A 10,283-nucleotide genomic window follows, 5' to 3' on the forward strand; every position below is an offset into this window, starting at 1 on the left:
CACGTGGAACAACTTTGACGCGATCGTTGCGTCGCTCTACGGCGATTACATGTTCGATGTAGTGGTGGTTGGCGGTGGCCATGCCGGGACCGAAGCCGCAGCCGCGGCAGCGCGGAGGGGCGCGCGTACCGCGCTGGTGTCGTTCGACGCGCGCCAGATCGGCGCGATGTCATGCAACCCGGCGATAGGCGGGCTGGGCAAGGGCCATATGGTCCGCGAGGTCGATGCCTTTGACGGGCTGATCGGACGCGCTGCCGATGCCGCGGCGATCCATCACCGGATGCTCAATCGGAGCAAGGGATCCGCGGTCCAGGGGCCCAGGATCCAGGCGGACCGCCGGCTCTATGCGGCGGCGATCCAGGCACAGCTGGCGGCGACGCCGAACCTGTCGATCATCGCAGGCGAGGTCAGCGCGCTGCATCTGGACGGTGATCGCGTCGCGGGTGTCGTGCTCGCCGACGGCGCCGTGGTCGCCGCCCGTGCGGTGGTGCTGGCGACCGGAACGTTTCTGGGCGGGCGGATCTTCCGTGGCGACGACCGCGAGGAAGGGGGCCGGATCGGCGAGCGTGCGGCGAAGCCACTGGCGGACCAGCTCCGCGCGCGTGCGCTGCCCATGGCGCGGCTGAAGACCGGGACTCCGCCACGGCTCGACGGGCGGACGATCAACTGGGGCGCGCTTGCCGAGCAGCCCTCCGATCCCGAGCCATGGACGATGTCGCCGATGACGACCGACCGTATCCTGCCGCAGGTCGCCTGTGCGATCACGCGGACGACGGACGAGACGCATGCGATCATCCGCGCCGCGTTCCACCGATCGCCGCTGTTCACCGGCGCGATCGAGGCGGCGGGGCCGCGCTATTGTCCGTCGATCGAGGACAAGGTTTCCCGCTTCGGTGACCGCGACGGCCATCAGCTGTTCCTCGAACCCGAGGGTCTCGACGACCCAACGATCTATCCCAATGGTCTGTCGACGTCCTTGCCAGTCGAGGTGCAGGCGGCGATGCTCGCGAGCATTCCCGGGCTTGAGCGTGTCGTGATGACGATGCCGGGCTATGCCGTCGAATATGATTATATCGATCCGCGCGCGCTCGATACGCGGTTGGCGCTTCCCGCGATCGACGGCGTGTTCTGCGCCGGCCAGCTCAACGGGACCACCGGCTATGAAGAGGCGGCGGGGCAGGGGCTGGTCGCTGGCCTGAACGCGGCGGCGCATGCCTGTGATCTGGCACCGGTGATCCTCGACCGCGCGTCGAGCTATCTCGGCGTGATGATCGACGACCTTGTCCTGCAAGGCGTTACCGAGCCGTACCGGATGCTGACCGCGCGTGCCGAGTTCCGGCTGTCGCTGCGCGCGGACAATGCCGAGACGCGGCTGGGCGGGATTGCGGAGGTGGCGGGTTGCCTCGGCACCGCGCGGCTCGCCCATCAACGCGCGCGTGGCGAAGACCGGGCCCGGTTCCGATCCGCACTGCACGGCGAACGGACCGCGACGGAGATCGCGGATCAGGGCGTGGCGGTCGGCCGCGATGGCGCGCGGCGGACGGCGTTTGACTGGTTGCGCTTCGAGGGCGTGAAGCTCGCGCATGTCGCGCCTGATGCGGCGATCGGGATCCCGGCAGCGGTGGTCGACGAGGTCGTCGAGGATGCGCGCTACGCCCCCTATATCGAACGGCAGGCGCAGGAGGTCGCGCGGTTGCGGGCGGACGAGGCGATCCTGTTACCCCAGGATCTTGCCTATGATCGGGTCCCCGGTCTGTCGAACGAGATGATCGACCGATTGAGTGCGGCACGACCGCTCTCTCTGGCCGCTGCGGCACGCATCCGGGGCATCACGCCCGCGGCGCTGTCTGCGGTGCTTCTCCATACGAAACGAGTGCCGGCATGACCGAAGACGAAGCACGGACCTGGGTCCTCGAGCGGTTTGGCCCCGTCGCGACCGAGCGGGTTGCGGCGTTCGTCGCGATGGTCGTCGAGGAAGCCGCGCATCAGAATTTGATCGCGCCTTCGACGATCCCGACGATCTGGGAGCGGCACGTCGTCGACTCGCTTCAGCTGGTTGCACTCGCGGGCCCTGAAACAGATGCGATGCGCTGGCTCGACATCGGGACCGGAGGTGGATTTCCCGGCATGGTCGTTGCGCTGGTCCGCGACGGGCCGGTCGATCTTGTCGAACCACGCCGGCGTCGCGCGGACTTTCTCCAGCTTTGTGTCGCTAGGCTCGGGCTCGGCGAGCAGGTCCGGGTGCATCCGACCAAGGTCGAGTCCGTCACTGCAACGGCGCGGATCATTTCGGCGCGCGCCGTCGCCTCGCTCGAAAACCTTTTGCGTGGCGCGGCGCACTGCGCCACAACAGAGACGCGGTGGCTATTGCCTCGGGGGCGTCTCGATGAGGCAGAGATCACCGCGCTTCAGAAGCCTTGGCACTTTGTGTTCCACGTGGAACAAAGCGTCACGAACCCGGAGTCGTCTATCGTGGTTCTGGATCGAGTCCGCGCGCGATGATCACCATCGCGGTCGCCAATCAGAAGGGTGGGGTGGGCAAGACCACCAGTGCCATCAATCTCGCGACCGCATTGGCGGCGACGGGAATGCGGGTGCTGCTGGTCGATATCGACCCGCAGGGCAACGCCTCGACCGGTCTTGGCATCGGCCATGCGCAACGCGTCAAATCAAGCTATGACGTCCTCATCGGCGAAGCGACGATCGACCAGGCCGTGGTGCACAGCCGCGTGCCCCGGCTCGACGTGATCCCCGCGACGGTCGATCTGTCGGGGGCGGAAATCGAGCTCGTCGAATTCGATGCGCGGACGCATCGGCTCGATCGTGCGATGCAGGACTCGACCGGGCATTGGGATATCGCGCTGATCGATTGTCCGCCTTCGCTCGGGTTGCTGACGATCAATGCGATGGTTGCAGCGGATGCGCTGCTCGTGCCGCTCCAGTGCGAATTCTTCGCGCTCGAAGGCCTGTCGCAGTTGCTCAGCACGGTCGAGCGTATCCGTCAGCGGTTCAACCCCGGCCTGTCGATCCTCGGCGTCGCGCTGACAATGTATGACCGCCGCAACCGGCTAACCGATCAGGTCTCGGCGGATGTCCGCGCGGTGCTGGGCAAGGTCGTGTTCGAAACGGTCATACCGCGCAACGTACGGCTGTCGGAAGCGCCCAGTCACGGACTTCCGGCGCTGATCTACGACCATCGCTGCAGCGGATCGCAGGCGTATATCGCGCTTGCTCGCGAGATGATCGGTCGGCTTCCGGTATCGGCACGAGCAGCCGCGTGAGGGTATTGGCATGAGTGAAGGTACCAAGCGCGGCCGGCCGGGGCTCGGCCGCGGGCTGAACGCGCTGCTCGGCGAGATGGCCCGTGAGGCGCCGGTCAACGCCAGCGGCGACGCGCCGACCCATAGCGGCGTGCGCATGCTGCCGGTCAGTTCGCTGTCGCCGCATCCGGACCAGCCCCGCCGGCATTTCGACGAGGCTATGCTAAGCGAGCTTGCCGCCTCGATCGCGGCGCGCGGATTGATCCAGCCGATCATCGTGCGGCCGCACGGGCATGATTATCAGATCGTCGCGGGTGAGCGCCGTTGGCGCGCGGCGCAACGGGCGCGACTGCACGAGGTCCCGGTCGTCGTCCGCGACTTCGACGACGCCGAGACGCTCGAAATTGCGCTGATCGAGAATATCCAGCGCGAGGATCTCAACGCGATCGAGGAGGCGCAGGCCTATCAGCGCCTGGCGGCCGAATATGGCCATACGCAGGAGGTGCTGGCCAAGATCGTCCATAAGTCGCGCAGCCATGTCGCCAACCTGTTGCGGCTGCTCGAACTGCCTGCGCAGGTTCAGTCGCAGGTGGTCGAAGGATCGCTGTCGATGGGGCATGCGCGCGCGCTGCTCGGTTCGCCCGATGTCGAGACACTCGCCGACCAGGTGGTGGCGCGCGGGCTTTCGGTGCGCGAGACCGAAAAGCTGGCGCGTGATGCCAAGCCGGGCCGGACTCGGTCGGGCGGGGCTGCGGCGACCGCGGCGAACGAGGCGCGGATCCCCGATGCGGATATCGCAGCGCTCGAGCGGCAGCTGGCCGATCTGCTGGGTCTACAGGTGCGCGTTGCGCATAGTGAGACGGGCGGCACGCTGACGCTGAGTTATTCGACGCTCGATCAGCTCGACATGGTGTGCCAACGGCTGACGGGCGGGGCGATCTGAACGTTTGGGGCGGAGCGGTTAGCGTCCTCTCCTCCGGTAAGTCCGCCTGACGGGGAAGGCATTTACCCGCTTCAGTTTCTGCGCGCGATCGCCTGGGCAAGGGCGACGATGGCGGCATCCGCGACGACCCCGCCGGGATTGCCCGGGGCCATGATCGCACGTTCGGCGGTGCGGACGCGGGCGATGGCCGTAGCGAGCATCACCGGCGACCAGCGGCGGAGCGACTTGGCGGTCTGTGCCTCGTCGCGGAAGAAGACGCGGTGGCGCTTCATCACCGTATCGACGGACTCGCCGCGATCGATCTCGCCGCGCATCTCGGCGAGCGCGATCAGCCTGCGGACGAGTTGACGCAGCCACGGGATCGGCGAGGTGCCGGCTTCTTCCAGCCGCGCGAGTTCGGTCCCGAGATCGGCGACACGCCCCTCGATCGCCGCGTCGATCGCCTGACCCATCTCCGCCTCGCCGAGGTCCGCGCCGATCGCATCGAGCGCGGCGTGGTCGAGATCATGCGGTCGTTCGGCGCTTGCGTCGAGATACAGCGCGAGCTTGTCGATCTCGCGCGCGATGACCGCCCGGTCGCCACCGGTGGTCTCGACCAGGCGACGCGCGACGCCGGGGGCAGGGCGCAGGCCCTGTTCGCCCGCCATCGTGCTGGCGAGCCGCTCCGCATCGGCCGCGGTCGGCGCGTAGCAGGCGAACGCCATCGCGCGCTGCGATTCGAGTGCGAGCTTGACGATCTTCGCACTCGTCTTGACGCTGGGCGCGATCGCGACGACCGGGTTGCCCGCGCGATCGGCGTTCAACAGCGTGGTGAATGCATCGAGGCTTTCCTCGCCCGCCGACGCGACGCGGACGTGACGCGCGGTGGCGAAGAGCGACATGGCCGCCGCCTCGTCGGCGAGCCGCGAGGGATCCGATCTGAGCTGTGCGCCATCCAGATCGACGCGCTCCGCATCGGGCCCCATCGCCTTGGCGAGCGTGCGGGCGAGGTCGCTTGCGCCGGCCTCGTCTGGGCCGTGGAGGAGATAGAGACGGATATCGGGGCCGGGCCTGGCCAATGCGGCGCGGATCTGGTTGGCGCTGGCCTTCACGGGGCCGGCGTGGGGGCCGGCGGGGTCCGCTGCGCATAAAGCGCGATCCGCGCGACGATCTGATCCGCGACGATTCCCGACAGACGTTCCAGCGCGGTGTTTTCCGCGGCGATCGTCGCATATTCGGACCGGACGACATCGATGCCCGCGTCCGATCCCGCCGTCGCGTCGAGCAGGACGGTACCGTCGCCGATCCGGACGAGCTGATAGCGCGCGCGCAGGATTCGGCGTTCGCGCGACACGCTGTCGTCGCGACGGACGCCGAGGCCGTTGATCTGGTCCTCAAGCCGGATGTCGATCCGATACAGCGGCGCCGCGCCGTTCGACGGCAACCGGTCGCGCAGCGCGGTTGCCATCAGCCACCCGGACTTACCCTCGATCGGCGTGATCTCGACCTGACCGAGGGTGCCGGCAACCGCGCCGCTGCTGCCGCCCGAGTAGAGCGGATGCAGCCCGCAACCCGCCAGGCTGGTCGAGAGCAGCAGGGCTCCCGCAAGAAGCGCGTACCGCGTCATGCGACGATGTTCACGAGGCGGTCGGGCACGACGATCACTTTCCGGGGCGGCTTGCCCTCGAGCAGGCGGACGATCTTGTCGGAGGCGAGCGCGGCCGCCTCGACCTCATCCTTCGGCGCGCCCTTGGGGAAGACAAGCGTATCACGCAGCTTGCCGTTGACCTGCACCGCGATGGTGACCTCGTCATCGACCAGCAGCGCCGGATCGACTTCGGGCCACGCGGCGTCGGCGATCAGGCCATCGTTACCGGCGGTCGCCCAGGCTTCCTCGGCAACGTGCGGCACCATCGGGCTGACGAGCAGCAGCAACGTACGGATCGCCTGTTCGCGGTCGGCGGACGGCGATGCCTTCTCGATCGCGCTGCACAGGCTGTAGAGCCGTGCGACCGCCTTGTTGAACTGCAAGCCATTGATATCGCTCTCGATACCCACCGTGGTGCGATGGCACAGCTTGCGCAGAGCGATGTCGTCGCCCTCGGCCGTGGCGGCACCGTCGGCCTCGATCAGGCGCCAGAGACGCTGGACGAACCGCCACGCGCCTTCGATACCCGATTCACTCCAGGGAAGGTCGCGCTCGGGCGGCGAGTCGGAGAGCACGAACCAGCGCACCGCGTCGGCGCCATATTGGTCGACGATCGGCTCGGGATCGACGGTGTTCTTCTTCGACTTCGACATCTTCTCGACGCGACCGATGGTGATCGCGTCACCCGTCGCGATCTCGATGCCGTCGCGCACGTCGTCGGGGCCGAGCCAACGGCCGTCCGCGGACTTGTACGTTTCGTGCGTGACCATCCCCTGCGTGAACAGCCCAGCAAACGGCTCAGCGATGTCGAGCATGCCGATATGCTTCAGCGCGCGCGTCCAGAAGCGGGCGTAGAGCAGATGCAGGATCGCATGCTCGACGCCGCCAATATACTGGTTGACCGGCAGCCACTTCTCCGCGCCCGTCCGGTCGAACGGCTTGGCGTCCGGCTGGCTGGCGAAGCGGATGAAATACCACGATGAATCGACAAACGTGTCAAGCGTATCGGTCTCGCGTCGCGCATTCCCGCCACAGCTAGGGCAGGGGACGTTCTTCCACGTCGGATGGCGATCGAGCGGGTTGCCGGGAATGTCGAACGACACGTCCTCGGGCAGCACGATCGGCAGCTGGTCCTTGGGCACCGGCACCGCGCCGCACGCGTCGCAGTGGATGATCGGGATCGGCGTGCCCCAGTAACGCTGGCGGCTGACGCCCCAGTCGCGCAGGCGGAACACGGTCGTGCCCTTGCCCCAGCCTTCGCCCTCGGCGCGCTCGATCACGACGCGCTTGGCGTCCTCGATGTCCATGCCGTCGAGGAAGTGCGAGTTCACCAGAGCGCCCGCACCCGTCCAGGCGGTGTCGCCGACGAACACGGGGGCCTCGTCATCGCCTTCGGAGACGACGCGCTTGACGGGCAGATCGTATTTGCGCGCGAAATCGAGATCGCGCTGGTCATGTGCGGGGACGCCGAACACCGCGCCGGTGCCATATTCCATCAGCACGAAGTTCGCGATGTAGACCGGAAGCTCCCAGCTCTTGTCGAGCGGGTGCGTCGCGCGGATACCGGTGTCGAAGCCCAGCTTCTCCTGCGTGTCGAGTTCGGCCGCGGTGGTGCCGCCACGCTTGCAGAGTTCGATGAACGCAGCCGCATCGGTGTCCGTCTCGGCGATGGCGCGCGCGATCGGATGATCCGCAGCGACCGCGACGAAGCTCGACCCGAACATCGTGTCGGGACGCGTCGTGAACACCTCGACCGAGTCGATGCCGGTCGCATTGCCCGCCAGCGCGAACTTGAACTGCAGGCCCTGGCTGCGGCCGATCCAGTTCTCCTGCATCAGCTTGACCTTGTCGGGCCAGTGCTCGAGCGCGCCGAGCCCGTCGACCAGCTCGTCGGCGAAATCGGTGATCTTCAGGAACCACTGCGACAGCTTGCGCCGCTCGACCAGCGCGCCCGAGCGCCAGCCGCGCCCGTCGATCACCTGTTCGTTGGCGAGCACGGTCATGTCGACCGGATCCCAGTTGACCGCCGATTCCTTGCGGTAGACCAAGCCTGCCGCGAACAGGTCGAGGAATAGCGCCTGCTCATGCCCGTAATAGTCAGGCTCGCACGTCGCCAGTTCGCGCGTCCAGTCGAGCGCGAAGCCGAGGCGCTTCAGCTGCGCCTTCATCGTCGCGATGTTGGCGCGCGTCCAGTTGCCCGGATGCACGCCCTTTTCCATCGCCGCATTCTCGGCGGGCATGCCGAACGCGTCCCAGCCCATCGGATGGAGCACTTCCATGCCCTTCATCCGACGGAATCGCGCGAGCACGTCCCCCATCGTATAGTTCCGGACATGCCCCATGTGGATGCGCCCCGACGGATAGGGAAACATCTCGAGCACGTACGAGCGCGGCTTGGTCGAAGAATCGTCGGCGGCGAACGTGTTGCGTTCGTCCCAGACCTTCTGCCACGCCGCGTCCGCCTTCAACGCATTGAAACGCGACGCCATGATGTCGTCCTCAGCCCGCGATCGAGGCGCGACGCAGGTCGCGGGCCTTGGTCAGGATGATGTCCTCGAGCTTCTGCGTGGTCGCCGCCTGGACGGGTGCGGACACCCACTGGCCGTTGCGGTTGATCTCGCGCAGCGCCGCGACGCGGACGGCATCGGCGCGCAGGTCCTGGTCGAGGATCGATACCGTTACCTTCATCCGCTCGGCCGGGGTCTGCGGGTTGACGTACCAGTCGGTGACGATGACGCCGCCATTGGAGTCGGTCTGGAGCAGCGGCATGAAGCTCAGCGTGTCGAGCGTCGCGCGCCAGAGATAGCTGTTGACGCCGATCGTGGTGATCTTCGACGCGGCCAGATCGGCCTTGGGACGGGCGCTGCCGCCGCCGCACGCAACCAGCGGCAGAGCGGCGAGAACCACGAGGGCGGTACGCGGGCGGAACATCGGCATCATCCTGGCAATAGATCGTCGTCAGCCTCTACAGGGCGGGCCTGCTACCCGCAAGGATGGGGTGGGCGTCTGCAATTCGTCCGGCAACCGAGGCGGTCGACCTGTTCTGTGTGTCTGATGCAACACCTTTGGATAATCATTAGGTGCGGATAGCTGACGGGGATCGATCTGTGTTAGCTGCCGTTCAGCGAAGGAATCGTAACAAGATTCGTCTATAAAAGATTCGCAGGGAGTTGTTGTTTTGGTCGCCAAGCGCGTGATGGTCGGGATGTTCGCCGGAGTGGCTGCTGCCGCTGCGGTCTTCGTCGCGCCCGCGTTCGGCGCCTCCGAACAGCAGGTCCGCATCGCCAAGCGCCCGGCGCTGTCGGTGCGGGGCACGGGCGGCTTTACCCCATCGGCGGCGGATCCCCGGCTTGCGGCGCTGTTCGCGCGCGGCGGGTTCGATGCCGGTAGCTTCCGCTTCACCCCGGCCGAAACGCGTCGCGACAATCGCGCCGTCACCGTCGCTGTCCGCGCGCAGACCAACCGTGGTATCGATACCACGCGTCTCGCGACCAGCACCGCGCCGACCGTCGGATTGGCGCCGATCGCGTATAATCTGGGCATGTCGGTCGGCTGGAAGCGGTTTGCGGTGTCGGGCGATCTGGCACGCGTCGATCTGGCCGGGATGCCGGGCAGCCGGAGCTCCGCCGATGTGGCGGTCAGTTATGCGGGCAAGCGGTTTACGGGTAGCGTCAAGGCTGCGGCGGATCGTCCGCTCGCCAATACGCCGCGTCTCGTCGAGGATGCGCCGAGCTATTCGGTCGATCTTGGCGGATCCTATTCGCTGACGCGCAACATCGATGTGACCGCGGGCGTCCGCTATCGGTCGGACCGTGAGCGGTTTGTTCGGCTCGAGGACGATCGTCGCGACAGCCAAGCCGTCTATCTTGGGACCGCCTTCCGCTTCTGATCCGGGCGCAGCGTGACCGGCGATAAGCCGTGAACCGGCCCCATCACGTCCAAGCATCGATCGCTGCCCAGCCGTGAAAGCCCAGCATCCTGAGTCGCCGCGACCGTGCTGCCGTCATGCCGCCCAGTGCGATGATCGGCAGGCCGAGCCCGCGCGCTACCCGCAGCGCGGCTGCGGGACCGATTGCTGGCGCTCCCGGATGCGACCGCGTCGGATAGATCGGCGACACGAACAACGCGTCGGCACCGGCCCGCGCGCCGAGCATCGCCTCGCGCCGATCATGCGCGGGCCAGGTCCGCAGGCTCCCACCGCGGCCGGCGCCATGCACGCCGTCGATCCCGGCAAATCCGGGCCGTGCGACCACCACCAGCCGTCGTGCCAGCGCGATGCGGCGGATGCGCAGCGCCAGCGCCCGACGCTGCGCCGGGGGCGTCTGATAATGGCGGATCACGACCCCCGATCCGGGCGGAATACACTGCAGCGCGCGCCATAGCGCATCGCCCATCCGCTCGTCGGTCATCAGCCAGAGGCGCGGGACGGGGTTTCGGTGCGGCATCTTGCTGC

10 protein-coding genes are annotated in these 10,283 nt (G+C 67.3%); 5 read left to right on the forward strand and 5 right to left on the reverse strand.

Annotated features, from left to right (window positions below; genetic code table 11):
• Positions 1–49: 49 nt before the first annotated feature.
• The 4 genes from mnmG to IFT71_RS11345 are packed head-to-tail and all read left to right on the forward strand — an operon-like array spanning position 50 to position 4,203.
• A complete protein-coding gene (gene mnmG, locus IFT71_RS11330) occupies positions 50–1,885 on the forward strand; it encodes a tRNA uridine-5-carboxymethylaminomethyl(34) synthesis enzyme MnmG (RefSeq protein WP_192140860.1) in 1,836 nt (611 codons plus the stop codon).
• Positions 1,882–2,502: a 16S rRNA (guanine(527)-N(7))-methyltransferase RsmG gene (locus tag IFT71_RS11335; RefSeq protein WP_192140862.1), complete on the forward strand. Its 621-nt coding sequence runs from the start codon at positions 1,882–1,884 to the stop codon at positions 2,500–2,502. Before mnmG ends, IFT71_RS11335 begins: the two co-directional genes overlap by 4 nt.
• Positions 2,499–3,281, forward strand: a complete 783-nt coding sequence (locus IFT71_RS11340; protein ID WP_031396158.1) for a ParA family protein — start codon at positions 2,499–2,501, stop codon at positions 3,279–3,281. Before IFT71_RS11335 ends, IFT71_RS11340 begins: the two co-directional genes overlap by 4 nt.
• 10 nt (positions 3,282–3,291) lie before the next feature.
• The gene (locus IFT71_RS11345) at positions 3,292–4,203 is read left to right on the forward strand and encodes a ParB/RepB/Spo0J family partition protein (protein WP_192140864.1); all 912 of its coding nucleotides are present in this window, start codon (positions 3,292–3,294) and stop codon (positions 4,201–4,203) included.
• A gap of 71 nt (positions 4,204–4,274) precedes the next feature.
• Here the strand turns inward: IFT71_RS11345 and holA are convergent, their stop codons facing one another.
• The 4 genes from holA to IFT71_RS11365 are packed head-to-tail and all read right to left on the reverse strand — an operon-like array spanning position 4,275 to position 8,761.
• Positions 4,275–5,294: a DNA polymerase III subunit delta gene (gene holA, locus IFT71_RS11350; RefSeq protein WP_192140866.1), complete on the reverse strand. Its 1,020-nt coding sequence runs from the start codon at positions 5,292–5,294 to the stop codon at positions 4,275–4,277.
• On the reverse strand, positions 5,291–5,809 hold the full coding sequence (gene lptE / locus IFT71_RS11355; RefSeq protein ID WP_031396161.1) for an LPS assembly lipoprotein LptE: 519 nt from the start codon (positions 5,807–5,809) through the stop codon (positions 5,291–5,293). Before lptE ends, holA begins: the two co-directional genes overlap by 4 nt.
• Entirely contained in the window at positions 5,806–8,319 is a 2,514-nt protein-coding gene (leuS, locus tag IFT71_RS11360) for a leucine--tRNA ligase (RefSeq protein ID WP_192140873.1), read from the reverse strand. The genes lptE and leuS overlap by 4 nt, the downstream gene beginning before the upstream one ends.
• 10 nt (positions 8,320–8,329) lie before the next feature.
• Entirely contained in the window at positions 8,330–8,761 is a 432-nt protein-coding gene (locus IFT71_RS11365) for a DUF3576 domain-containing protein (RefSeq protein ID WP_031396163.1), read from the reverse strand.
• Positions 8,762–9,008: 247 nt separating this feature from the next.
• Between IFT71_RS11365 and IFT71_RS11370 the strand changes: the two genes are divergently transcribed.
• Complete coding sequence (locus tag IFT71_RS11370; protein WP_234387526.1) at positions 9,009–9,719, forward strand: hypothetical protein; 711 nt, start codon at positions 9,009–9,011, stop codon at positions 9,717–9,719.
• A 43-nt stretch (positions 9,720–9,762) separates the two neighbouring features.
• Here the strand turns inward: IFT71_RS11370 and IFT71_RS11375 are convergent, their stop codons facing one another.
• Entirely contained in the window at positions 9,763–10,275 is a 513-nt protein-coding gene (locus IFT71_RS11375; RefSeq protein ID WP_192140875.1) for a thiamine phosphate synthase, read from the reverse strand.
• Positions 10,276–10,283: the final 8 nt, after the last annotated feature.

Origin of the sequence: Sphingomonas sp. CFBP 13733 (genome assembly GCF_014841795.1) — a bacterium.
Taxonomy (GTDB): Bacteria; Pseudomonadota; Alphaproteobacteria; order Sphingomonadales; family Sphingomonadaceae; genus Sphingomonas; species Sphingomonas aerolata.